Source organism: Hoeflea sp. CAU 1731, from assembly GCF_039888615.1.
Lineage (GTDB): Bacteria > Pseudomonadota > Alphaproteobacteria > Rhizobiales > Rhizobiaceae > Flavimaribacter.
Map to the genome: position 1 here is coordinate 116723 of NZ_JBDQQS010000001.1, position 23943 is coordinate 140665.

Here is a 23943-nt window from a genome sequence, read left to right on the forward strand (position 1 = left end):
ACTTGCTGATGCGGCGCAAGTGGTCTATGGGCGCAGATCGAATGGTCAACGCACGGTTAAAATGCGATGGCTGAAAAAACAGTCGATATCGCGATTATCGATGACCACGAGATGTTCGCCGACGGTTTGTCGCACCTGTTGGCCGACATGGACGACACCTATCGCTGCACCGTTTTCAATTCGCCGCTGGACGCAATCGAGGTTCTTGCCGACGGCGGATTGTTCGATCTGATCATTTCCGATCTCATCATGGAGAATCTGAACGGAATCGCGTTCGTCAAGGCGCTCAGGTCGAGAGGATTCAAGATGCCGGTGCTTATCGTGTCGGGCGTCCACACTGCGCCGCCGGTGGAGGAGGCGCTGCGGCTGGGCGCCCAGGGCTTCATTCCAAAAACGGCGACGCAGGCCATGTTGTCGGATGCGCTCGATACGGTGTTCGCCGGAGAAACCTACTTGCCGCCGCAATTATGGGATCTGTTCGAGGAGGACCGCTATTCCCTGCGTAGCGGCAACGCCGTACACCCCGATTCACAGTTGAGCGCGCGCCAGATCGAAGTTCTGAACCTGATTGCCGACGGCCATTCGAACAGGGAAGTCGCTTACGCGCTGAACATCAGCGAGAATACGGTAAAATCGCATCTCAAGCACATTTTCAAGGTCTTGAATGTCGGGACGAGGGCGGCCTGTATCCGGCGCGCGCAGCAGACCGGCCTCATTTCATAACGTAACGACCGGGCTATTCAGCTGCAAGGCTCGACGCCGATGCGGCAAGCACGGCCTCGTGCAGTTTTCTGTTGGAATGGGGGGCGTCGAGCACGGTCGTGTGGTCCAGTTCAGGCCGTGGTCCGTCGCCTTCATGGCGCAGGACGATCGCAGGGATCGTCGACGACATTCTGGAGCGCAGACTGACTACGGTTTCACCGGTTTTCTCGGAGTCGTCCAGACTGACGATGGCGACATCAGGCGTCGATCCGGTCGTTTTGATGATCCGGAACGCCTCTTCCGCATCGCCGCTGCAATAGACCTCGCATTGCCAATCTGACAGCGTTCTCGAGATGTCTTCGCGCAGCATCTTGTCGGGGGTGATGACGAGCAGACGTTTTCGCAAAGGCTTGAGACGGGGGTAAGGCGCCGGCAGACTGGCGGATTCGGCGTCAACCGGCGGCAGCCGGAAACTGAAGCGCGTGCCTGCGCCAGGCGCGGAGCGAAAATCCATTTCGATGTCCAGCAGTTCGCACAGCCGTTTGACAATGGAAAGTCCGAGCCCCAGCCCCATGTCGCTCCCGCGGCCAGGGGCGCCCAGTTGCACATAGTCCTTGAAAATTGCCACATGCTTGTCCGAGGGGACGCCTGGGCCGGTGTCGGCGATCGAGATCACAGCCTGGTTTCCGAAGCATTCCGCGCCGATGTCTATCCGGCCGCGCGAAGGCGTGAACTTGACGGCGTTGGATAAAACGTTGCGCAGAATCCTCGCAAGCAAAGTCGCGTCGGTTCGAACAGTGCAGGGCTCGAGGTTGGTGTTTAACTGCAGGGATTTCCTGCGCGCTTTGATGCTGATTTCATCGATTAGACGTTCGATCAGATCGCTTAGATCTATCTCCGTCGGCCGTGGCATCATGGTGGCTGCATCAATGCTTGAAATGTCAGTCAGGCCTTCAAGCAGATTTTTCATGCTTTTCCAGCTGTCTTCGATCTTGGACAGCAACTCACGCTCTTCCCTGTTCTTGAGCAGACGCCGAAGGGAAACGATGAAATTGCCCTGTGCTTCCAGCGGTTGCGCCATGTCATGGCTGGTCGCGGCGAGGAAGCTGCTTTTGTATTCGTTGACGCGCTGGATTGCGTCGCGCTGTTGCTGCAGCTGTGAGAGAAAAAGCTGATTCTCAAGCTGCGCCCGTATGTTCCTGTAGCGGTTTTGACTGATTACCCTGACGGAATAACTGATGATCAGGATCAGCAGCAACGCGACTGCGGCGACCGACAATGACTGTCTGCTTCCGTGCATCAGCATGGTCAGACCGAACGGTGTGAGCCCCGCGACTAGCAACGCGATATAGGAGCGGTAGAAGTCACCGAGAACAATAATCGCTGCAATGACGTAGCAAGCAAGCAGCAGAAACGATGATGTCAGGGAATAATTCGATGAGGGATCGGCCAATATCGCGATGCCAACGCCCCAGGCAAACCCAGAAATAGCCGCATTGCATGTGTGGACAAGCTGGTAACGTTGGATGTTCCCGCTGTCGAACGGAAACGTGCGCTGTGCAAGCACGTAGAGCATCGGGGGAATGCAGCACAGGAAGATGACAAGCCACCAGGCTATGATTTCCGGAACCGTAGCCGAGAATGCAAAAAACAACGCTGCAATTGAAGCGAACACTATGGACGTCGCGATCGAAATTGGAGCGCGTCGGGCCAGCTGCTCCATAACCGCAATTTTAACCTGTATTTCGTCAATTGAATTTTGCAAGCTGATTCCAAATCGTGACTACATACAATGCGACTAGACAATCAAAATCGTAAGCAAAAAAATTTTCTTACTAGCGATTCAACCGAAACACCTGTTTTGTCAAATTTTTTTTACCAACCAATCAAGCTGCATATGCATGGTTGTCCTAATATATCGTGTGAATCCAACATTATAGATATCGATATGGATGCCCCACCACCCGTTCGGGTGATTGCGTCAGTCGCCATGGTTGCATAATCTCCGGATTGCCAGCGACCTTTGGAGGAAAGGCTTTCGGCGCAATTGATGCGGATATTTCTGATCAGCCGAATGCCAAAATTTCTTCGTATGGTTGAGGGAAACGTGAACTGTCCCTGATAGCGGAATACAACGCATCGGGGAAAAATGTTTTGAGTGTGACCCACGTCGCCCGGGTTGCATCAAAAGGGAAAGCGGGGCCAGAAGTTCCGCCTCAACGGATGGCTGCCGCTTTCCCCTCTTTCTTTTTCCACCGAATCGATCTCGGCCCTTCGCAGCAGGCGCCCAGCGTCCAACAACTTTCAATGCGATTCTTTTTTAGAAATTCTCAGGATTTAACTCTGAGCATTTTGGGGTCGTAAAGCACATCGAGCGTGACTGCGCACGAAACCCGCTCCGTGGCAATTTCCAATTCGTAGTCGCCAGAAAGCACGAAGTCGGCGTCGACGCCGTCGGGATTGCGGACATAGCCATATCCGATCGGCGTTTGCAGATGATGACCGAAACCGCCGGACGTCAGCCAGCCGACGCGCTCGCCGTTTCGGAAAATCGTCTCGCGTCCGAGCAGAATGACGTCGGGATCATCGACCGTGAAGCAGGCCAGCATTTTACGCACGCCTTCGCTACGCTGTTTCTCGATTGCCCGGCGGCCCTTGAAGTCGATGTTCTTCCTGAGCTTCACGGCCCAGCCGAGACCAGCCTCCAGTGGTGTGTGATCGGGGCCGATATCCGAGCCCCATGCACGATATCCCTTCTCAAGGCGAAGCGACTCAATCGCCCGATATCCGGCGTTGCGCAGACCGTAAACCTCGCCCTCCCTCTGCAACGCCTCGAATACGGCGATTGCGTATTCGGACGGAATGTGGAGTTCCCACCCAAGTTCGCCGACATATGTGACGCGCAGCGCCATAACGATTGCGCCTGCAATGCCGATTGAACGAACCTTGCCGAAGGGGAAGGCGTCGTTGCCGATATCGGCTTTGGTGACGGCTTGCAGGATATCCCTCGATTTCGGTCCCATCAGCGAAAGCACCGCATAGGCCGACGTCACGTCAACAAGCTGCGTATTCATTCCGCCGGGGATATTGCGCCTGATCCAGTCGAAGTCACGGGTGGCGAAGCCGGTGCCGGTGACGATATAGAATTCGTCCTGAGCGATGCGCGCAACCGTAAGGTCGCATTCGATGCCGCCGTGATCATTGAGCATCTGGGTATAGGTCAACGAACCGACAGGCTTTGCGACGTCATTGGCGCAGATCCACGAAAGCGCCGCCTCCGCATCGGCGCCGACCAGCTTGAATTTCGCGAACGAACTCTGGTCGAACAGCACTGCGTCCGTGCGCGCGGCTTCGTGTTCCCTGGCGACGGCGCCAAACCAGTTCTGGCGGCCGAAGCTGTAAACGTCTCGCGGTTCTTCGCCCGCGGCGAGGTCGGCGAACCAGTTCGGCCGCTCCCATCCAAGCTTTTCTCCGAAACACGCGCCTGCGTCCTTCATCTGGCTGTAGAGCGGCGATCGACGACACGGCCGTCCCGAACTGTTCTCCTCGTGGGGCCAGGCCATGGTATAGTGCTTGCCATAGGCCTCGAGTGTTCGCGTGCGCACCCAGTCCGTGTCGAAATGCGGTCGTCCGAAGCGTCGGATATCGACCGGCCACAGGTCGTAGGGCGGCTCTCCCATCGTCACCCATTCGGCCAGGGCTTGCCCGGCGCCGCCGCCGGCGGCGATGCCGAAAGCGTTAAAACCCGCGCCAACGAAGAAGTTCCCCAGCTCGGGGGCTTCGCCGAGAATGAAATTGCCGTCCGGGGTAAAGCTCTCCGGCCCGTTGACGAGTTCCTTCACGCCCGCCGATTCGAAGGCTGGGACGCGTCCGAGCGCCAATTCCACCATCGGCTCGAAATGGTCGAAATTCGAATCGAGCAGCGTGTAGTGGAAATCCTCCGGGATGCCGTCCATCGCCCAAGGGATTGGATTGGACTCATACCCGCCCATGACGAGCCCGCCGACTTCCTCCTTGTAGTATGTCAGCCTGTCCGGGTCGCGCAGGGTAGGCAGGTTGGTCGTCACGCCCTCGATCGGTTCGGTCACCATGTACTGGTGTTCGACCGACACCAGGGGCACATTAACGCCGACGGTCCCCGCCAGCGTGCGCGTCCATTGTCCGGCGCAGCAGATCACCTTTTCGCAGGCGATCGCGCCTTTTTCGGTTTCTACGCCTACAACCTTGCCATCGTGCGTCAGGATCTTCAGAACCTTCGTGTCCTCGAAGATCGATACACCGGTCATGCGCGCGCCCTTGGCCAGCGCCTGGGTTATGTCATACGGGTTCGCCTGTCCGTCAGTCGGCAGGAAGGCTGCGCCGACGACATCGGAAATATCCATGATCGGCCACAGCTCCTGCGCTTCGCGCGGCGTGAGAAGCTGCATTTCCAGGCCGAAGGAATGCGCGGTCGTCGCTTGTCGTTTAACTTCCGTCCAGCGTTCCTCGTTGCAGGCAAGACGGAGGCCGCCATTCATCTTCCACCCCGTCGCCTGGCCGGTTTCGGCTTCCAGCGACTTGTAGAGCGCGACGGAATTGCCCAGCATTTGGGTGATGTTGGCGCTCGAGCGCAACTGCCCGACGAGGCCGGCGGCGTGGAAGGTCGTGCCGGAAGTCAGCTTCTTGCGCTCCAGCAGAACGGTGTCGGTCCAGCCGAGTTTCCCCAGATGATAGGCGGTCGAACATCCCACGATGCCGCCACCGATAATCACGGCCCTGGCCGAAGTTGGAAAGTCAGACATTATCAGTCGTTCCTCATCCTGTTTTAATTTCCGCCCAACTTGCTTCGAACCGGGCAAGATTTTCATGGGTGTAGGCCGCATAGTCGAAATCGATGCTCGAATGGATTTCCGAGACCATCGACCACATCGTCTCGCGCAGCAGCGAGGCGCATTTCATGGCCCGGTAGCTGTCGCGAAGCGCGTCTGTCACCGGTGCGTCGAAATAGGTTTCGAGCAGCCAGTCTTCCTGTATGGGTGACAGCCCGTTATTCGAGGCCAGGCCTCCAAGGTCGAACAGCGGTGAATTGAACCCGGCGTAATCCCAGTCGATCAGCCAGATACGGTCGCCGTCGTCGATGAAATTCGCCGGCAGAAGGTCGTTGTGCCCATAGACGAGCGTCACCGGGCCAACCCGTTCCTCCAGGATCTCCGCGCGCTTCATCAAGACCGGCAACAAATCCGTGTGCGGACTGTCGCCTTCGGTGATCGTCGCCGCATAATCGCGCAGAACATGAAAAACCCAGAAGGCGAGCGCCGGACCGCGCAGATGCTTCGGGATCTCTCGGTGGCACTGTGCGATCATCGGAACGATGCGCTCAAGCACTGGCTGCCGTCGTACGTCTTCCTCCGAGAGCGTTTTGCCCTCGATGAAATCAAGGACAAGAGCGCCGGCCTCGGCATGATGAACCGCGGGCGAAACACCCGCCGCATGCGCGGCGCGGCTGGCCGCCAGTTCGTTGAAACGCATCACCTGATGGATGGGAATGTCCTCGCCGATGCGAATCACGAACCGGCGGCCGGCGTCCTCCACAATGAAATTGGTGTTGGTGATGCCGCCGTCGAGCGGCGTCGGGTTAACCGGTCCGGTCCAGCAGGCAAGCGATGCTGCGCGGTCTCTGGGAGAAATCATCGGGCGGCCTCCAGTCCAAGTCGCTTCCTTGCCCGCGCGGCGCCGGCGGCGATCATCCGGTCGGCGATGATGGCGATGAAGGCGATCGACAGGCCGGCGACGATGCCCCGGCCCGTGTCGGCCTTGGTCAGTGCGATATAGACTTCCTGGCCGAGTTCGCGCGTTCCGACGAGCGCAGTGATAACCAGCATGGAAATCGCAAGCATGAGCGTCTGGTTTACGCCGAGCATGATTTCCGGAAGCGCCAGCGGCAACCGGATGCGCCACAGCAATTGCCGCCGCGTGCAGCCGGAGACGATGCCGGCCTCGATCAATTGCGGATCGACTGTCTTGATGCCATGCGAGGCGTACCGGATGGCCGGCGCGAGCGCGTAGAGCACGACCGCTATCATCGCCGAGAAGTCTCCGACCCGAAACAGCATGACGACCGGGATAAGATAGACGAAACTCGGCAATGTCTGCAGTGTGTCGATGACGGCGGCGACGACGCGGTCGGCGCGTTTGTGTTGCGCCGACCAGACGCCGATCGGTATGCCGATCAGGCTGGCGATGATGACCGACACGCCGACCAGGTAGACGGTCACCATCGCCTTGTCCCAGAGATCGTTGACCAGGATGAAGAGCGACATCAATAAAACCAGCAGCGCCAGCCGCCAGCGCCCGAGCTGCCAACCCGCGAAGGTCAGCAAGGCAATCACCCAGGGCCAGGGCAGGCCAAGCAGAAAACGCTTCACGGGCACGAGGAAGGTCACCAGCATGAAGGTCTTCACGGCTTCGATCTGGTCGAAGAAATTGACGTTGATATATTCAACGAGCTTCGACCAGAAGTCGCCTGTGGTGACCCACAGTTCCCGCGGATAGGTTTGCAGCGCCGGCAGAAAGAGGCCGGCAAGGCCGGCCCCAAGCGCCACCAGGAGACATGTCGTGATCCACGGATGACGACGGACCGGACTGGCGGGCAGGGCGGAATGATCGGGCGGGTTGCGATCTGCAAAGGCCTGGCTCAGACGGTCGAGGGCAATCGCCAGGACCACGATGGCGACGCCGGCTTCAAGGCCTCCGCCGATATCGAGCCGGCGTAGCGACGTCAGCACGTCGTAACCCAGGCCGCCGGCGCCGATCATCGAGGCGATGATCACCATGTTGAGCGACAGCATGATAACCTGATTGACGCCGACCATCAGGCTGCGGTTCGCGGCGGGAACCAGTACTTTCCAGGTCATTTGCCGGTTTGTGCAGCCGGCCATCAGTCCGAATTCGCGTATTTCTTCCGGAACGGACTTCAGCGCCAGGGTCGTGATTCGCACCATGGGCGGCATGGCGTAGATGATGGTCGCGAGCAGCGCGGCCACCGGACCAAACCCGAAAAGGAACAGGATCGGCACCAGATAGGCGAAAATGGGCACCGTCTGCATGAGGTCCAGCACAGGCGAAATCGCCACGTTGAACCAGCGCCAGCGATAGGCGAGTATACCGAGGAGGAGCCCGCCCGCCACCCCGATCGGCACGGCGATCAGGATCGATGACAGCGTCACCATCGCGCTTTCCCACTGGCCGAAAATCGCCAGGTAAAGGAAACACGCTGCAACAAACAGACCGAGCCACAGGTTGCGCGCATAGTAACCCATGGCGAACACCGTGACGATCACGGCGATCCAGCTAAAAGGCGGCAGGAGTTGCACAGCATTGTCGCCGAACCCCTGAACCCAGCCCGTCACCAGCATGGATTTGACAAGCAGATAGGGTTGCTCGATCAGCCAGGAGATTGCGCGCGTGAACTGCGTGAAGGTGAACAGGCCGAAGGTGGCGCTGTTGACCAGCCAGTCCATGAAATCGGAAATATCGTCCTTGATCGGAAAGCGGATTACGCGCGGCGTGTCCATGAGCCAGCGCATGTCATGGCCGCGCGACCAGCTTTTTGCGTGTTCGGCCAGAAACAGCGATATGGCGAAGGCCCCGATCCAGAACCAGCCGGAAGGACTGATGGCGCGCAGGAGTCGCATCGCTCAGCGCTCCCGTCCAATCAGGACGTCAACAATGGCGCGCCCGTCGATCACACCGATCCGGTCGCCGTTCGCATCGACGACCGCAAAGGGCAGGCTTGCCGCTTCGACGCGGTCTGCGATGTCTTCGATACGAGCGTCGGCGGGAACCTCGCCGGCCAGTTCCGTCCCTTCGGCCGCCGGCTGCGCGATCGAGCCGGCCGTCAGCACCTTGGCGCGCGGAATATGTCTGGTGAATTCCCGAACATAGTCCGACGCCGGCTCAAGCACGAGTTGTTCGGGCGTCGCGGTCTGGATGATTAGGCCATCCTTCATGATGGCGATGCGGTCGGCAAGCCGGATCGCTTCGTCGAAGTCATGGGTAATGAACACGATCGTTTTCTTCAGAACAGACTGAAGGCGCAGGAACTCGTCCTGCATTTCGCGCCGGATCAGCGGATCGAGCGCGGAAAATGGTTCGTCGAGAAACCAGATCTCCGGTTCGACGGCGAGCGAACGGGCAATGCCCACGCGCTGCTGCTGTCCGCCCGACAATTCGCGGGGAAAGTAGTTCTCCCGGCCCGCCAGTCCGACGAGTTCGATAATCTCGCGCGCGCGATTTTCGCGGGTTTCGCGGTTTACGCCCTGGACTTCCAGGGGAAAAGCGACGTTTCGAAGGACGTCGAGATGCGGCAGCAAGGCGAAATGCTGGAACACCATACCCATCTTGTGACGGCGTATGTCGATCATTTTGCGCTCGCTGGCCTGCAGCAGATCCATACCTTCGAACAGCACCTGGCCGGCTGTGGGCTCGATCAGTCGGGAAAGGCATCGAACAAGGGTCGATTTGCCCGAGCCCGACAGCCCCATGATGACGAAGATCTCGCCCTGGCGAACGTCGATGGACGCTTCGCGCACAGCGCCGACAAGACCCGCCTCGTTCAGGTCGGATGCTTCCGGTTTAGGACGATTTTTCAGAAAGGTTTCGGCGCCGTCACCGAAGAGCTTCCACACATTGCGGGCGGAGAGTTTGACAGCTTCGTCGCTCATTGCTCACTTTCGGACAACGCAGTGGTTTTGGTGAGGCGATTGTAGCGGAAAAGCGCTGCCGGGCGGAAACTGTCAGTTTGTTCCGCCCGGCGGCTCAGTTTTTTACTCTATCCAGGCTTTCCAGGTGTCTTCGTTGTTGTTCATCCATTCAGCGACAACAGCGTCGAGATCCTTGCCTTCGAGATCGACAGCGGCGACCATCGCGCCCATGTCCTCATTGGAAATCTTGAACTTCGTGATGGCGTCGTGCGCGCCCGGCCATTTGTCCTTGACGCCCGACCACGCAACTTTCCAGATCGGGCCGCGCGGCTTGCCGCAGTCATAGGCCATGTCCGGATTAACGCCCCAGGACGGGTCGTCATAGCAGGCGGCTTCGTATTTCGGGAACTCGATCCATTCGCCGGCGAATTTCACCGGAGCCCAGTGCGGCGCGTAGACCCAGAGCAGGATCGGAGCCTGGCGCTGATAGGCGGATTCAAGTTCAGCGAACAATGCGGCGTCGGTTCCGGCGTGAACCACTTCGTAGTCGAGCTCCAGAGCTTCGGCGCGTTCGTCGTCGAAACCGCCCCAAGTGACCGGGCCGCCGAGATAACGTCCGCTTGGCGCGGTTTCCGGCGTAGAAAAGTCTTCCGCGCAATCATTGAGCGCTTCCCAGTCGGGTAGTCCCGGGCAGACGTCTTTCATGTAGGCCGGGAACCACCATTCCTCGATCGCCTGCATGCCGGTCTCGCCGAGGTTCTCGACATTCCCCGTGGCGGTGGCTTCGTCCATGGCCTCGCGACCGGTGGTTTCCCATATCTCCATGGCGACGTGCAGATCGCCGGTTTTCAGACCCGCAAACTGGGCGATGTAGTCCGCCTGGACGTAGTCGACATTATAGCCGGCCTTTTTCAGCACTTCGCCCATGATGTTTGTCGTGATCAACTGGCCGGTCCAGTCGTGCAGCGTCAACTTGATCGGCTCTTCGGATTCGGCTGCAAGTGCCGGACTGGCCGAAAGGCCGATTGCCAGCGCGCCTGCGAATGCGGCTCCGAGAAAATGCGTCTTGAGCATCGAATTCCCTTTCCTGTTCCCCTGGAAGTCGGGGGCCGCCTTTGGCCTTGTGTACGGCCTGTCTTGCGCCCGACCTGCTCAAGCTTGGTCAATTCCAGAGACGAGTCAACCAAATTTGTGCGTATATGTGGGAATATGTGGTTTTTTGTTGTAATTAGCTTCAGGAAAAGTGGATAATGTGGTTTGACCGGCAGAAACACGGAAGCCATGGCCAATCATTCGACACAGCGACAGATGGAAATTCTGGAGGAACTGCGGCTCTCGGGCTCGATCCGCATTCAGGATCTCGCCCGTCGTCTTGACGTTTCCGAAGAAACGATCCGCCGCAATGTGCGTAAGTTGGCGGCGTCCGGTGTGGTTCGCAAGGTTCATGGCGGCGTCCATCTTCAGGAAGATGCGTTGCAGGAGCCGAGTTTCCAGCAGCGCATGGGCGAACAGCGCGACGCGAAGCAGCGTATCGCCCGCCACATCGCCAACATGATCGGCAATGGCGATTCCCTGATGCTCGATATCGGCTCCACTACGGCCTATGTCGCCCAGGCTCTCAAGCGTCACAGCGATCTCTTCGTCGTCACCAATTCGCTCAGTGTTGCGAACACCTTGGCGACGCGCAACAACAACCGCGTCTTCATGGCTGGTGGTGAGTTGCGGGGCCATGACGGCGGTAGTTTCGGCATCGAGGCTATGAATTTCGTTCGACAATTCTCCGTCCGATATGCCATCCTTTCAGCGGCGGCGATCAACGCGCCGACCGGTTTCATGCTTATGGATCTTCAGGAAGCCGAATTCACCCGGGTCATCATGCAGCGGGCGCAGATGCGTATTGTGGTCGCCGATGCAACCAAGTTCGGCAAGACGGCGCCTGTCCGCATCACCGATCCCTCGCGCATGGACATGCTTGTCACCGACCGCGACCCGCCAAGTGATCTGGCGGCGTCCCTGAGAGAAAACGAGATAGATATTAAAATTGCCGACTGACCTGAAAGAAGACCTTTTTCTTTACTTGGAAGAGGCTCTGCGCATTTCCTCGGAGGCGGGCGCGGGCGCCATGCCCTATTTTCGCAAACCGCTGGACGTTATTTCGAAGGAGGACGCTTCTCCGGTGACGATCGCCGACAGGCGGACAGAGGAACTGATCCGGCAAAGGCTTTCGGAACGGTTTCCGGATTGCGGCATTCTGGGCGAGGAATTCGGGACTGTCAGGGGCGACAGCCGGTTGCTGTGGATCGTCGATCCGATCGACGGGACCAAATCCTTTATTTCAGGCATGCCTTTGTTCAGCGTCCTCGTTGCGCTGTTTGACCAGGAAGAGCGGCAATCGGTGCTCGGGGTCCTGAACTTTCCGGCAATCGGAGAGCAATATGCCTCAAGTGTGGGGCAGGGCGCATGGTTCGGCGAGCATCGCCTGAACACGGCCGAAAGCAAGCCGCTTTCCAAGGCGATGGTCTACGTCAATGAGGGCGACCGGATTCTCGCGCGCGAAGACGATCTCCTCAGCCGCCTGAATGCACATTGCGGCGTCATGCGGTTTTCCTACGACGCCTATTCCTACTGCCTGCTTGCCGGCGGACATGTCGACGTCGTGATCGATTACGGCTTGAAACCCTACGACTACATGGCCGCCGTTCCGCTGGTCGAGGAAGCTGGCGGCGTAATCACAGACTGGCAGGGCAAGCCGCTGACGCTCGAATCCGACGGCAGGGTCGCCGCAGCCTCCAGCCCTTCTGTCCATGAGGAGCTGCTGGAGGTCCTGTCAGTCGATAGAGTGGCTTTTATCTAGGCTACATCGCGCGGCGAATATCATCCGCGAGCGCAACCAATCATGCCGCATCGCCTTCAAGCACCGTGAAAGCGTATGGATTGAGACACTGGCGATCCCAGAAAAAATTACGGTCGGCTTCAGTTAATTTCGCCCCTGAACATATGTCGTTCCAGTTTTCTCCTATGCGCCGGAGTTGCTCTTCGACGATAGCAAGCGCCTCCCCATGGTCGATGAGGAATTGATGCGCGGCTTCGAGGCAGGAAGCGATGCGGCTTAGCCTGTTTTGTTCGTTTACAAGCATGGTCTGGGTCGCTTCCTGTCCTGAACGCCCTTGCGGGTAGATGTCGCAGGCGGGCGTCAGGTTCAGTGTCTCACCGTCCCAGAAGGCGGCGTGATTTCGGGCATGATCATCGGTGGTGCCGCACAAGATATTGAAAACGATGCGCGCAAAAATCTCTCGCTATGTTGCAGCCGGATCGCAAAAACGATGTCGGATAATTTCCGCAAGATCCTGATAGCTGGCGTATCGCGCCATCATTTTGTCGAGTTCGAGCATGGTGAGGGCAGAGACCATGAACTTCCGCCGCCATCCCTTTGCGGTAGGCGCGCGGTCGAAACGCTCGATGAGGAGCACATCTTTTCCTGACGCAGGAACTAATGAGACCGGTGCGGCGTCAATTCCGCAAAGGCCGTCACAGTGGTCAAATCATGGACAATTGCATCATATATCGTTCAATTGATTGGCGGATTTGCAGAAAGCTGGTCGGAATAACGACAGCGTCTTCGATCCGCCTGGAGGCGACTATTCCGCAGGCCAGGGCGTCTCGGCGACTGGCGTTACAGGCCCCTTGCCGTCGAACCACTGACGCAGGTTTTCAAGCTGCAGGCGGCCCATGGCGTTTCTGGTGTGCTTCGAAGCCGATCCGATGTGCGGGAGCAGAACGACGTTGTCCATCGTCAACAACGCTTCCGGCACATTGGGCTCATCGGCGAAAACGTCGAGCCCCGCCGAATAGATCGTCCCATCCTGCAAGGCCGTGACCAGGGCTTCTTCGTCGACAGTCGAGCCCCGCCCGACATTGATGAAGGTTCCGTCGCTCCCGAGAGCTTCAAGGATGTCCGCGTTGACGGCCTTGTGCGTCGCGCCAGTCGCCGGCAGCACCGACAGCAGGATATCGCTGTGCGAGGCGATGTCCTTCAACGAACTGAAAAAGGAGTAGGGCAGGTCCGGCTGCTCGCTTCGGCCAAAATAGGAAATGTCGAGTCCGAACGCCTCTGCGCGCTTCGCGACCGCCTTGCCGATGCGTCCAAGACCCAGAATGCCCAGCTTCTTCCCCCTCAGGGTTCCATGCGATAGCGGATAGGGAGACTTCGTCCAGTTTCCGGCCCTGACCCAGCGATCGGACGCTGCGATTTCCCGCACAGCAGCGATCATGAGTCCTGTCGCCAAATCGGCGACCTCATCGGTCAGGACATCCGGCGTGTTCGTCACCATGACGCCCAGCTTGGCCGCGTGAACTGCGTCTATGTTGTCGTAGCCGACCCCGAAATTCGCGATGATCTCGAGATTTGGAAACCTGTCCTGGAAGGCGCTGTCCACCAGACCGCCGCCGCAGGCGAGGCCGCGTATCTCGGGCGCAGCCGACTGGAGAAAGGCTTCGCGATCGGCGTTTGGCGGGATCTCGCGCAGATCGAATTCGGTCTGCAAGCCCTCCCTGACAACCGGCATGAGTTTTCCATGCGCCAGTATCTGAGGCTTTTGCATGTGCGGGTCTCCGTCTGCTGGATACTCAACCCGCTTATAACGACAACCAACACCGCGTCAAAGGCAATGGCGCAGGCTTGCCCCACTTCTATTTCAGAGGCTTGCGATATATGCTTACTTGGATGGGGAAAGGATGGCGCGCTTGCAAACTTCGATCATGCTTATAGGCGTTTTCGCCATCTTCATTCCGGCGCTCATCTTGCCGGGTCCGGACTTTATCGCCGTCGTGCGCTCGTCCATGACGGGCGGTACGCGGTCTGGTCTGCTGACCACGCTCGGCGTCTCGATCGGCCTCGGCCTCTACGCTACGCTCAGCCTGGTCGGCCTGTCGGCCATCCTTGTCGAATACCAGTGGTTCGCCTGGACTGTCAGGGTTCTTGGCGCCTGCTATCTGATTTATCTCGGCATCCGGCTGTTGTTCGCCCGTCCGCAAGACCTGGAGGTGGTTGACGGTCCGGACGAGAAGCGCGCGAATCCGCTCCTGTTCGGTTTTCTGGTCACGATGACAAATCCCAAGGCTGTCGTGCTTTTCACCAGCGTGTTCGCAACGGCCGTCACCGCACAGACGCCTGACTGCGTGATGGCGTTGATGGTCGGTCTCGTCTTCACCAGCGCATTGATCTGGTATTCGATCGTCAGCCTGTTCATGTCGTCCCGGCCAGTGATCAGCCGTTTCCGCCGCTCTCGTCATTGGATCGAACGCGCCGCGGGGGTATGTTTCGTTGCTATCGGCGGGCGTATTCTCAGCGATGCCCGCAGCCCGGTGTCTGTTTGAGCGGTCATTCGAGGCCAAACATGGCCTTCCAGTTCGCGATCGTCATGCCCTCGCGGTAATCCTTTTGCATGTCGGGATCGAGGACTTCCACCAGGATCCGGTTTTCCAGCCATATCTCGATGCGTTGGAACGGAACTCGATCGCGGCGCCGTCATCCGCGCTCGAAAACGCAATCCAGGAATCCGGAAAGGGCGGAAAGGGCAAAGCCTCGCCGCCGAGCAGATCGGAACGATCGTGTGTTCGATCCGTTACCTCAATCAGGTCCGGTCTTCGTATCGCACTGCGCAAAATCCCGTTGCACAGTCATATTTGTTTGTGACAGGATAACCGTGTTAGCGTTGGGGAACAGAACAAAAAGCAGGGCTGCTAAGGCCAGAAGGGAAGATCTTAGGCGTGCCATTCGACGAAATGGAGAGCAAGGACGGTATACGTCCGCCTTACAAGAACATCTCGCAGTGGATCGAGGAGACGGGGACTGAACTCCTGTTGCGACGGCGAGAGGAAGCCGAGGCGATCTTTCGAAAAATCGGTATTACGTTCGCTGTCTACGGCGAAGGCGGTGATCCCGAACGCCTGATCCCTTTTGATCTCGTGCCTCGCGCGTTCTCCGCTGATGAATGGAAAATCCTGGACACCGGGATCCGCCAGAGAGCGCGGGCGCTCAACGCTTTCCTCTATGATATCTATCACCGCGGCGAGATCATAAAAGCCGGCGTCATACCGGCGGAGCTTGTTTACGAAAACAAGGCCTTCCTGCCCGAAATGATCGGGTTCGAACCGCCTGGCCGCGTCTACAGTCATATCGTCGGCATCGACATCGTGCGCACGGGACCGGACAAGTTTCAGGTCCTTGAAGACAATTGCCGCACGCCGTCGGGCGTCAGCTACATGCTGGAAAATCGCGAGATCATGGGGCGCATGTTCCCGCAGATCTTTTCCGGCGGTCCGGTTCGTCCCGTCGATCACTATCCCAATGAATTGCTTCGCACCCTCAAAGAGGTGGCGCCTGCTGCGAGCAGCGGTGTTCCGACGGTCGTGCTGCTTACTCCCGGATCGCTCAACTCGGCCTACTACGAGCACTCCTTCCTCGCAGACCTGATGGGCATAGAACTTGTCGAGCCACAGGACCTTTTCGTCGATGAAGCAAAAGTCTGGATGCGCACCATCAGCGGCCCTCGGAAGGTCGATGTGATCTATAGGAGAATAGACGACTTCTATCTCGATCCGCTCACCTTCAGGCCGGACAGCGTTCTTGGCGTGCCCGGAATTTTCGACGCTTATCGCGCCGGCAACGTCACGATCTGTTCTGCGCCGGGCGCCGGCGTCGCTGACGACAAGGCGATCTATGTGTATGTGCCGGACATGATCCGTTTCTATCTCGATCAGGAGCCTGTGCTGGAAAACATACCGACCTGGCAATGCAGCAAACCGGACGAATGCAAATATGTGCTGGAAAACATCCAGGATCTGGTGGTCAAGGAAGTCCACGGCTCCGGCGGTTACGGCATGTTGATCGGGCCGAAGAGTTCGAAGGAGGAGATCACCGCCTATGGCGAGCGGATCAAGGCCAACCCTTCCGAATTCATTGCGCAGCCGACGCTGGATCTGTCCACGGCGCCGACGCTGGTTGAGACGGGTTTCGAAGGCCGGCACGTCGATTTTCGCCCCTTCTGTCTTGTCGGCAGAACAATAAGACTGGTGCCCGGAGGTCTGACGCGCGTTGCCCTTAAGAAGGGATCCCTGGTGGTCAATTCCAGCCAGGGGGGAGGCGTGAAGGACACCTGGGTGCTACAGGAGTGACGCCATGTTAAGCCGCGCCGCCGAAAATCTGTTCTGGCTTGGCCGATACATGGAGCGCGCCGAATCTACGGCCCGCATCATTTCAATGGGGCAGCGCATGGCCATGCTGCCCGGCTCGCCGGGACGATCCGAATGGACCTCGGTCATGCAGACCACCGGCGCCGAGATGCCGGAGGACAAAATGGTCTCCGAACTCGACGTCATCAAATGCCTGATTCTCGATCCGGAAGGGCCGTGCTCTATCCAGGCATGCCTGTTGCGAGCCCGCGACAATGGCCGCGCCGTGCGCACGGGCCTGACCCAGGAAATGTGGGAAAGCCTCAACGAGGATTGGCGCTATCTGGAATCTCTGGACGAACTGACAGCACGCTCGCAGCTGTCCAAGGTGCTCGAATGGGTGCGCAAGAAATCCGCCTATTTTCGTGGAGCTGTCGATACGGCGATGCTGCGCAACGAAGGCTATTACTTTCTGCGTCTCGGAAGTTCGATTGAGCGCGCCGACATGACGTTGCGTCTGCTCAACGTCAAGTATTTCCTGCTCTTGCCGGAAACCGAAGTGGTTGGCGGCGCTCGCGATCATCACCAGTGGATGTCGGTCCTCCACGCCGTTTCCGGTTTGCGGTCCTACCACTATCACTACGGCAGCGATTACGCGCCGTGGAACATCGCCGATTTCCTCTTGCTGAACAAGATTTTCCCGCGGTCGCTCGCCTTCTGCTACTCGCAGATCGACCATTGTCTTTCCCATATGGAGACGGATCACGGGGGCAGCTACAAATGTCAGAAAACGGCGCGGCAGGAACTCGAAAGGCTTAACCGGATCGATATTTCCGGGGTTTTCAATGATGGCTTGCATGAATTCATCAATGAGGAGATCGCCAAGACATCCCGCATCAGCCAGGAGGTTTCCGATGCCTATCACTTCTGATGGAGCGGCCTGATGAATCTGCAAGTGCGCCACAAGTCGGAATATTCCTATGAACCCGAAGCATTGCGGGTCTCCCTGCGGATAAAGCTGTTTCCGTCCCGCTTCGACGGCCAGTACATTCGTTCCTGGAATGTCAGCGTCAACGGGGAAGAGGTTCATCCGATCTACATGTCCGGCTACGGCGACGACATCGCCCTCTGGCAGAGCGCGGACACGGCGACGTCTGTCATCGTTCTCGCGGAAGGCGTCGTGGAAACCGAAAACAGGAACGGCGTCGTCGCCGATCTCCCGCGTCGCCCGCCGAAAGGCGTGTTTCTGCGCAGTACGCCCCTGACCGTAATTTCGGATGAAATTCGCGAGTTGGCCGAGGCCGCCGTCGACAAGCAGAACCCGCTTGCGACCTGTCACACGGTGTGCGACGCCGTGCATGAGGCTGTCGCCTACAAACCAAACGCAACGAGCGCAGCCACGACGGCCGCCGAAGCGATGGCCGGCGGGGCGGGGGTCTGTCAGGATCATGCACATGTCATGATCGCCGCCTGTCGCAGCATCGATATTCCTGCGCGCTACGTCACCGGATATCTGAATGCAGCCGATGATGAGGAAGACACGCTGGAAACCCACGCTTGGGCCGAGGTCTTCATCGACGGCCTGGGCTGGGTCGGTTTCGACGCCTCGAACGCCGTGTGCCCGACGGACCATTACATACGACTTGCCTGTGGACTTGATGCGGACGACGCAACGCCCATAAAGGGACATGTCGTGGGAGAATCAGATATATCTCTGGCTGCGGAAGTCGCTGTCGTGGACAGCACGCAGCAATGATGGAGTAAAACGGGGGTGACATACTGCGTTGCTATCCGGCTGAACGCCGGGCTGGTGATGTTGGCGGACACGAGAACCAATGCCGGTGTGGACAATATCTCGCGTTACCGCAAACTGCATTGCTGGGAGGTTCCCGGAGAGCGCGCCATCGCGATGATGTCGGCCGGCAACCTGTCGATTACGCAAGGCATTATCACACGGCTGGACAAGCAGATCGAGAAATCGCTTGAAAATCCCGATCGGGAGACGATCCTCAACGCCGACAGCATGTTCAGGGTCGCCCAGATTGTTGGCGAGACCATGCGCGAGATGCAGGAACAACATCGCGAAGGGATGGAGATGCAGGGCGCGAGCTTCAACGCCACTGTGCTGGTCGGCGGGCAGCGAAAAGGCGGTCAGTGCCGTCTCTTCATGATCTATTCCGCCGGCAATTTCATTGAAGCCACCCCCGATACGCCGTTCTTCCAGATCGGAGAGCACAAATACGGCAAGCCGATACTCGATCGGGTGATCACGCCCGAAACCCCGCTGGAAAAGGCGACGCTGGCTGCCTGCGTTTCGATGGACTCCACCCTGCGATCCAATCTGTCTGTCGGCATGCCGCTCGATCTCGCCGTCATCAAGGCCGACGAGTATTGCTTTTTCAAACAGCGTCGCATCGAGAAGGACGACGAGGACTTCACCGCCCTGTCGGAAGCCTGGTCGAGGGCGCTGAATTCCGCCTTCCACGACCTGCCGCATCTGAACCTGTAGAGTGCGGCGATGGCGGGTCTGATCCAGTTCATTCTCGGCAATTTTACGCTGACTTTCCTCGTTATCGGGCTTGTCGCAACGGCGATTGTTCTACTGCGGACCGAAAAGCCGCTGACCACACCGGTGGTGACCGAAGCCCTTTTTAAGTGGTTCCTGTTTTTCTCGATAGGCCTAAGCTACCTCTACAACGCCGTCATGCATACGATCTTCGCCGAGACGGCGGCTTCCTTTATCGGCTGGGCAAACAGCCCTTTCCAGTATGAGGTTGGATTCGCCAGTCTCGGCTTCGCCGTCGTTGGATTGCTTGCCGTCTGGAGCAGCTTTGACATGCGTTTGGCAGCCATTCTCGGTCCGGCGTTTTTTCTCTGGGGCGCCGCCGGGGGACATGTCTACCAGATGGTGACCGAACACAATTTTGCTCCTGGAAACGCAGGGGTCATCTTCTGGACCGACGTTTTTCTTCCAGTCATCGGAGTTGTCTTTTTGATCTTGCAACGAGGCCAGGAAAAAGCCGGGCTATCCATCGCGCCGAAATGACGTTCAGTCCGCGGTAAGCCCGACCTGCTCCACCATGAACCGGGAATGGAATGGCAGACTCGCCGCCCCCAGCGCCTTGGAGAACGGCCCGGTGAGCGCGGGCGCAACGCATGGCCCGTCACCCTTTTGCAGTCCTGCCGCGACGGCATGGCGACCAACTTTTTCGGCCAGACGCTCGCGGATGGCCGCCGGCATTCGGCCGTCGATGATGACCTTGTCGACATCGACGAAAGCCAGCATTGAATGAATGGAAGAACTCAATTCGCTGGCGGTCTCATCAATCCAATTGTCAAGCGCCTGACCGTAATCCGGCCAGGCTGAAGGGGAGGCCGACAAGGGCTCCGCGTCCAGCCCAGCCGCCACGACGGCCGCCTCGAGATCAGCTATCGACGCAAGCTTCTCGGCGGCCGGCGACGTGCGTCTCTTCCTGCCGGCATAGACGTGGTGGTTCAGCACCAGTCGCGACGCCGATCTGTAGCCGATGTAGAAATAGGCGAAGTCGTTGAGTTCTTTCGCAGCGCCGAACAGCAGTTCCGCGCCCGCGGCTGCCGTGACGTCAGTCTGCAGATAGACCGGCAGTTCGGAGAAGTCCGCCACCCTGTCTTCCACGTTGATGTCGGTCCAGTCTTCTCCTGCCCCCTGGGCGGACCAGGCTTCCACGTCGTCCGGCAAGGATATGCCGACGCCAACGAGCCTTTCCCGCTGTTCCGGGTCCAGTGCCGAGCGCATCGCATTCAGGTCCGCCTGGATCAGCGAGAAAACCAAGTCCGGTTCGGGGTCCGCGTAATTGTGATGCATTTGCGTGCGGACTCCGCCAATGAAATCCATTAGCACGGCGTCGATGCTGCGGCGCCCGATCTTCATGCCTATCGCAAACGCGCCTTCCGGGTTGAGTGACATCGGTATGGAGGGCGGGCCGACCCGCCCGCGTTGAGCTTCTCCGGCTTGGACGAGGACGTCGCGCTCCAGCGAACGCACGATTACGGATACGGTTTGCGCCGACAGGCCGCTGTGCTGGCCGATTTCCATGCGTGACAGATGGCCGTGACGCCGCAGGAGCGACATGACCAGACGCTCATTGTAGGTTCGCACGCTTGTCTGGTTGAGACCGCCGCCGCGATCCACGACTCGCATGGCCGATGGCGGCGCATAACGCATGTCAGGCAATCAGAGCACTCCTTCCCGCATTGTATTCCATAGTATCATTTCAGTACGTGTCACGCGCAAAGACGGAAAAATCAGGCGCGCGCAGGCCAGTCCACAGACGCGATCCAGTCGGCGACGGCCTGTCCAAGTTTCTTGTGCGCCGGGATGTCGAGGTGGAATCCGTCCGCCTCGCTTGAGGTGACGACCGATCCGGCGTCCAGAAAATAGGCGTCGTGCGCATCCGCGATCCGCTCGAACTCGGTCGCCAGCAGATGCGACTTCTCGTAAGCGCCCTCGAAGACGCTTTCCCACCCCTTCAGGTCCCGACGTATCGGGGGAGGGGAAATCACAAGAATTGATGGCGATCCACCGCCGTGACCGGGTGTAAGCGCCTTTATGTCCAGAATAAGCGCGCCGATCCCCATCGCGATCTCTGACGCCGGTTTGTTGAAGCGCACCTTCAGATCGTTCGTGCCCAGCATGATGATCACGAGATCGAGCGGCTTGTGGCTCTGCAGGCACGGCTTGAAATAGGTTCTTCCATTCTTCTCATGGCCTTCAACCGGATCGTCGCTGATGGTCGTACGGCCGCTCAGGCCTTCCTCGATCACCAGCCATTCGGAGCTGAGAAGATCGCGCAGCACGCCGGGCCAGCGTTCATGCGGTCCATAGCGGTCGTCAGGGCGATCGGCAGCCGTTTGCCCCCACGTGTTGGAATCGCCATAGCACAATACGGTTTTCATTGTTCCCCCTGGCATGACGAAAACTCTCGAAGCGCCTGATTCGACGGGCTTTGAAGAAGGTCATGCAACCTAATGAATCGAATGGTTTATTCCTGATGCTGGATGATGGCCTGAATGCCTCCTCACAGCCTTCATCCTCTCTAGACTAGAAAGCCGGATGTGAGCTGTCAATTAGTAATTCAAGTTGAATAATTATTGACACGACCTGTTTTGCAGTGTTTTCTGACGGTCGAAATCGGTCAGGAAACGTCATTTTGATCGGTTCAGGGGTAGAGGGCGCCTGTACGGCAGGCGCAGTTTTGAAAATCAGGAGGAGATCGCCATGAGAGGCTTTCTGGACTATTTGAATTCCGCCGCCCGCGTCAGCAGGCGCGGACTGGGCGCCGTATTGCTCGCCGGGGCGTTGTCCCTTGGCGCGGCTCCGCTTGTCGCGATGCAGGCAAAGGCTGCCGACGACGGACCGATTATCGTCGTCAGCGGACCGTTGTCCTGGCCGTTCTTCGCCGCCGTCAAGCAGGGCTTCGATGATGCGGCCGAAATTTTCGACGTCGACTTCCAGTACGTCGCCGTTACCGACACCGCAAACATGACCAGCGACTATCCGCGGCTTCTGCAGCAGGCGATCAGCCGCAATCCGCGCATGCTGCTCGTCGGCGAATTCTTTCCCGACGGCATGGATCCGCTGATCAAGGAAGCAACGGCCGCCGGAATTCCGGTTCTGATTCACAACTCCGGCCAGACTCTTTGGCAACAAAACGGATCAATTGGTTTCATCGGCGAAGATCCCTATCAGATGGGCTTCAAGGCCGGACAGATTCAGGCCGAGGGCGGCGTCAAGCACGGATTGTGCTTCAATCAGGTTCCGGGCAATCCGACAGTCGAGGCGCGATGCACCGGTTATGTCGACGCCATGAAGGAAGCCGGTCTGGAAACCACCTATCAGACCATCGGCACGGGCGACGCCACCAACCCGCAGGCTATGCTGCAGGCGATCAAGGGCACGCTACAGGCCAACAGCACGATCGACGGGGTTTATACCTTGAACGCCGTGCCTGCGATGAGCGCTCTTCGCGCCGTGCAGGAAGTCGGAAAGGCAGGCGAGGTGATGATCGGCACGGCCGATCTTTCCAACGAGGTTCTCGAAGCGATCAAGGCCGGTGACATCGCCTTCGCCATGGATCAGCAGCCCTATCTGCAGGGTTTTCTGTCCATCCAGACCGCCAAACAGTATCTCGATTACGGACTGCACCCGATCGGCGCCGTCACAACAGGCCCGCTGGTCATCGACAAGTCCAACGTCGACAAGACGCTTGAAGTCAACAAGGAGTTCTCCGGCGTTCGCGGCGCATCGTGATCGCAAGAGGCATACGATGGAGGTCGGGGCGCGTTGCGTCCCGATCTTTTGAGCGATCCGCTGGCATGGACCCGGCCAGTTGCCTACAATGTTTTCCGTGAAATTCGAGGATTGGAAATCCGGTTCATGACGAGCCTTTTGCGCAGACCCGAACTGGGCGCATTCGCCGCCTTCATCCTGACCTACATTTTCTTCGCCATCGTTACACAGGGCGCCGGTTTCGTTTCTGTCAACGGAACCGCCGGCTGGCTCAATCTGGCTGCAGAACTCGGCATCGTCGCAATTCCTGTCGGCATGTTGATGATTTCCGGCGAGTTCGACCTGTCGATCGGCTCGACAGTCGGCGCCGCCTCCATGGTGGTCGCCATCGCAACGAGCTTCTACGGCATGCCGATCTGGCCGGCGATCGGCCTGGCCCTGCTTATCGGCGCGCTGATAGGCCTGGCCAACGGCATGGCCGTTGTGCGCACCAATTTACCGTCCTTCATCGTGACGCTTGCAACAAACTTTATCGTCATCGGGGCGACGATGGGCTTTTCGCGGCTGATCGCCAATGTCACGTCAAGTTCCATCGTCTCGTCCGATACCGCTCACGCCGTTTTCGCCGCGCGCTGGGGGCAGGCCAACATCTCGATCCTTTGGTGGCTCGGCGCTGCGATCGTCGGCGGCTGGGTGTTGTCGAAAACGACCTTCGGCAACTGGGTCTACGCGACGGGGGGCAACATGCAGGCCGCGCGCGGCGCGGGCGTTCCGGTGGAGCGGGTCAAAATCATTCTGTTCATCGCCACCGGTGTGGCGGCGGCATTCGTCGGGGTGCTACAGGGCGTTCAATGGAATTCCGGCAACTCCACGTACGGACAGGGATATGTCTTTCAGGCCCCGATCGTCGTCGTTATCGGCGGCGTGCTGCTCGGCGGCGGTTACGGTTCGGTCGCCGGCATCTTTCTCGGCACCGCTCTGTTCGGGGTGATCTCCACCGGCATATTCTACACGGGCTGGAACACTGACTGGATTCAGCTCTTCCTGGGGGCGCTTCTGGCGCTCGCCGTTCTCGCGAACAATTATGTTCGGCGCTTTGCGCTGATGGCGAGGCGCTGA

General features: G+C 58.7%; 20 protein-coding genes and 1 pseudogene. 11 read left to right on the forward strand and 10 right to left on the reverse strand.

Going from position 1 to position 23943, the window contains the following annotated elements:
* Window positions 1-66 precede the first annotated feature (66 nt).
* A complete protein-coding gene (locus AAFN47_RS00600) occupies window positions 67-723 on the forward strand; it encodes a response regulator (protein ID WP_499807222.1) in 657 nt (218 codons plus the stop codon).
* A 13-nt stretch (window positions 724-736) separates the two neighbouring features.
* On the opposite strand, the gene AAFN47_RS00605 is transcribed toward AAFN47_RS00600, so the two are convergent.
* The 6 genes from AAFN47_RS00605 to AAFN47_RS00630 form a co-directional block, all read right to left on the reverse strand.
* On the reverse strand, window positions 737-2377 hold the full coding sequence (locus AAFN47_RS00605; RefSeq protein ID WP_499807223.1) for a hybrid sensor histidine kinase/response regulator: 1641 nt from the start codon (window positions 2375-2377) through the stop codon (window positions 737-739).
* A gap of 655 nt (window positions 2378-3032) precedes the next feature.
* Window positions 3033-5483: a GcvT family protein gene (locus AAFN47_RS00610; protein WP_499807224.1), complete on the reverse strand. Its 2451-nt coding sequence runs from the start codon at window positions 5481-5483 to the stop codon at window positions 3033-3035.
* A 13-nt stretch (window positions 5484-5496) separates the two neighbouring features.
* On the reverse strand, window positions 5497-6369 hold the full coding sequence (locus AAFN47_RS00615) for a phosphotransferase (RefSeq protein WP_499807921.1): 873 nt from the start codon (window positions 6367-6369) through the stop codon (window positions 5497-5499).
* A complete protein-coding gene (locus AAFN47_RS00620) occupies window positions 6369-8375 on the reverse strand; it encodes an ABC transporter permease (RefSeq protein ID WP_499807226.1) in 2007 nt (668 codons plus the stop codon). Before AAFN47_RS00620 ends, AAFN47_RS00615 begins: the two co-directional genes overlap by 1 nt.
* 3 nt (window positions 8376-8378) lie before the next feature.
* Entirely contained in the window at window positions 8379-9404 is a 1026-nt protein-coding gene (locus AAFN47_RS00625) for a quaternary amine ABC transporter ATP-binding protein (RefSeq protein ID WP_499807227.1), read from the reverse strand.
* Between the two features lie 102 nt (window positions 9405-9506).
* Window positions 9507-10457 (reverse strand): ABC transporter substrate-binding protein, encoded by a 951-nt coding sequence (locus tag AAFN47_RS00630; RefSeq protein WP_499807228.1) that lies wholly within the window; start codon window positions 10455-10457, stop codon window positions 9507-9509.
* Window positions 10458-10640: 183 nt separating this feature from the next.
* Between AAFN47_RS00630 and AAFN47_RS00635 the strand changes: the two genes are divergently transcribed.
* Both AAFN47_RS00635 and AAFN47_RS00640 read left to right on the forward strand, forming a co-directional pair.
* A complete protein-coding gene (locus tag AAFN47_RS00635; protein WP_499807229.1) occupies window positions 10641-11435 on the forward strand; it encodes a DeoR/GlpR family DNA-binding transcription regulator in 795 nt (264 codons plus the stop codon).
* Window positions 11425-12237: an inositol monophosphatase family protein gene (locus tag AAFN47_RS00640; RefSeq protein WP_499807231.1), complete on the forward strand. Its 813-nt coding sequence runs from the start codon at window positions 11425-11427 to the stop codon at window positions 12235-12237. The genes AAFN47_RS00635 and AAFN47_RS00640 overlap by 11 nt, the downstream gene beginning before the upstream one ends.
* A gap of 40 nt (window positions 12238-12277) precedes the next feature.
* Here AAFN47_RS00640 and AAFN47_RS00645 read toward each other — a convergent pair.
* Window positions 12278-12853, reverse strand: a pseudogene (locus AAFN47_RS00645) (HipA domain-containing protein).
* A 168-nt stretch (window positions 12854-13021) separates the two neighbouring features.
* Window positions 13022-13984, reverse strand: coding sequence for a 2-hydroxyacid dehydrogenase (locus tag AAFN47_RS00650; protein ID WP_499807232.1), 963 nt, complete (start codon window positions 13982-13984; stop codon window positions 13022-13024).
* A gap of 142 nt (window positions 13985-14126) precedes the next feature.
* Here AAFN47_RS00650 and AAFN47_RS00655 point away from each other — a divergent pair, with 142 nt between their 5' ends.
* From AAFN47_RS00655 to AAFN47_RS00680, 6 genes are all read left to right on the forward strand, one after another.
* Window positions 14127-14759, forward strand: coding sequence for a LysE family translocator (locus tag AAFN47_RS00655; RefSeq protein ID WP_499807233.1), 633 nt, complete (start codon window positions 14127-14129; stop codon window positions 14757-14759).
* A 408-nt stretch (window positions 14760-15167) separates the two neighbouring features.
* Complete coding sequence (locus tag AAFN47_RS00660; protein ID WP_499807922.1) at window positions 15168-16559, forward strand: circularly permuted type 2 ATP-grasp protein; 1392 nt, start codon at window positions 15168-15170, stop codon at window positions 16557-16559.
* A 4-nt stretch (window positions 16560-16563) separates the two neighbouring features.
* The gene (locus tag AAFN47_RS00665; protein WP_499807234.1) at window positions 16564-17487 is read left to right on the forward strand and encodes an alpha-E domain-containing protein; all 924 of its coding nucleotides are present in this window, start codon (window positions 16564-16566) and stop codon (window positions 17485-17487) included.
* Window positions 17488-17499: 12 nt separating this feature from the next.
* Complete coding sequence (locus tag AAFN47_RS00670; protein ID WP_499807235.1) at window positions 17500-18312, forward strand: transglutaminase domain-containing protein; 813 nt, start codon at window positions 17500-17502, stop codon at window positions 18310-18312.
* A 15-nt stretch (window positions 18313-18327) separates the two neighbouring features.
* On the forward strand, window positions 18328-19065 hold the full coding sequence (locus AAFN47_RS00675; protein ID WP_499807237.1) for a proteasome-type protease: 738 nt from the start codon (window positions 18328-18330) through the stop codon (window positions 19063-19065).
* Window positions 19066-19074: 9 nt separating this feature from the next.
* Window positions 19075-19602 carry a DUF6790 family protein gene (locus tag AAFN47_RS00680; protein ID WP_499807238.1) on the forward strand — a complete coding sequence of 176 codons (528 nt, stop codon included), beginning with the start codon at window positions 19075-19077 and terminating at the stop codon, window positions 19600-19602.
* Between the two features lie 3 nt (window positions 19603-19605).
* On the opposite strand, the gene AAFN47_RS00685 is transcribed toward AAFN47_RS00680, so the two are convergent.
* Window positions 19606-20760: an ROK family transcriptional regulator gene (locus tag AAFN47_RS00685; protein ID WP_499807923.1), complete on the reverse strand. Its 1155-nt coding sequence runs from the start codon at window positions 20758-20760 to the stop codon at window positions 19606-19608.
* Between the two features lie 80 nt (window positions 20761-20840).
* On the reverse strand, window positions 20841-21491 hold the full coding sequence (locus AAFN47_RS00690; protein WP_499807239.1) for an SGNH/GDSL hydrolase family protein: 651 nt from the start codon (window positions 21489-21491) through the stop codon (window positions 20841-20843).
* 322 nt (window positions 21492-21813) lie between these two features.
* On the opposite strand from AAFN47_RS00690, the gene AAFN47_RS00695 reads away from it, so the two are divergent.
* Both AAFN47_RS00695 and AAFN47_RS00700 read left to right on the forward strand, forming a co-directional pair.
* Entirely contained in the window at window positions 21814-22845 is a 1032-nt protein-coding gene (locus AAFN47_RS00695) for a sugar ABC transporter substrate-binding protein (protein ID WP_499807240.1), read from the forward strand.
* 126 nt (window positions 22846-22971) lie between these two features.
* The gene (locus tag AAFN47_RS00700) at window positions 22972-23943 is read left to right on the forward strand and encodes an ABC transporter permease (protein WP_499807242.1); all 972 of its coding nucleotides are present in this window, start codon (window positions 22972-22974) and stop codon (window positions 23941-23943) included.

What these genes read in the sequence shown, in the direction of transcription:
- AAFN47_RS00600 (WP_499807222.1), top strand. Translation starts at nt 67, where the DNA reads ATGGCTGAAAAAACAGTCGATATCGCGATTATCGATGACCACGAGATG.
- AAFN47_RS00610 (WP_499807224.1), bottom strand. Translation starts at nt 5,483, where the DNA reads ATGTCTGACTTTCCAACTTCGGCCAGGGCCGTGATTATCGGTGGCGGC.
- AAFN47_RS00620 (WP_499807226.1), bottom strand. Translation starts at nt 8,375, where the DNA reads ATGCGACTCCTGCGCGCCATCAGTCCTTCCGGCTGGTTCTGGATCGGG.
- AAFN47_RS00625 (WP_499807227.1), bottom strand. Translation starts at nt 9,404, where the DNA reads ATGAGCGACGAAGCTGTCAAACTCTCCGCCCGCAATGTGTGGAAGCTC.
- AAFN47_RS00630 (WP_499807228.1), bottom strand. Translation starts at nt 10,457, where the DNA reads ATGCTCAAGACGCATTTTCTCGGAGCCGCATTCGCAGGCGCGCTGGCA.
- AAFN47_RS00650 (WP_499807232.1), bottom strand. Translation starts at nt 13,984, where the DNA reads ATGCAAAAGCCTCAGATACTGGCGCATGGAAAACTCATGCCGGTTGTC.
- AAFN47_RS00660 (WP_499807922.1), top strand. Translation starts at nt 15,168, where the DNA reads ATGGAGAGCAAGGACGGTATACGTCCGCCTTACAAGAACATCTCGCAG.
- AAFN47_RS00665 (WP_499807234.1), top strand. Translation starts at nt 16,564, where the DNA reads ATGTTAAGCCGCGCCGCCGAAAATCTGTTCTGGCTTGGCCGATACATG.
- AAFN47_RS00670 (WP_499807235.1), top strand. Translation starts at nt 17,500, where the DNA reads ATGAATCTGCAAGTGCGCCACAAGTCGGAATATTCCTATGAACCCGAA.
- AAFN47_RS00680 (WP_499807238.1), top strand. Translation starts at nt 19,075, where the DNA reads ATGGCGGGTCTGATCCAGTTCATTCTCGGCAATTTTACGCTGACTTTC.
- AAFN47_RS00685 (WP_499807923.1), bottom strand. Translation starts at nt 20,760, where the DNA reads ATGCGTTATGCGCCGCCATCGGCCATGCGAGTCGTGGATCGCGGCGGC.
- AAFN47_RS00690 (WP_499807239.1), bottom strand. Translation starts at nt 21,491, where the DNA reads ATGAAAACCGTATTGTGCTATGGCGATTCCAACACGTGGGGGCAAACG.
- AAFN47_RS00695 (WP_499807240.1), top strand. Translation starts at nt 21,814, where the DNA reads ATGAGAGGCTTTCTGGACTATTTGAATTCCGCCGCCCGCGTCAGCAGG.
- AAFN47_RS00700 (WP_499807242.1), top strand. Translation starts at nt 22,972, where the DNA reads ATGACGAGCCTTTTGCGCAGACCCGAACTGGGCGCATTCGCCGCCTTC.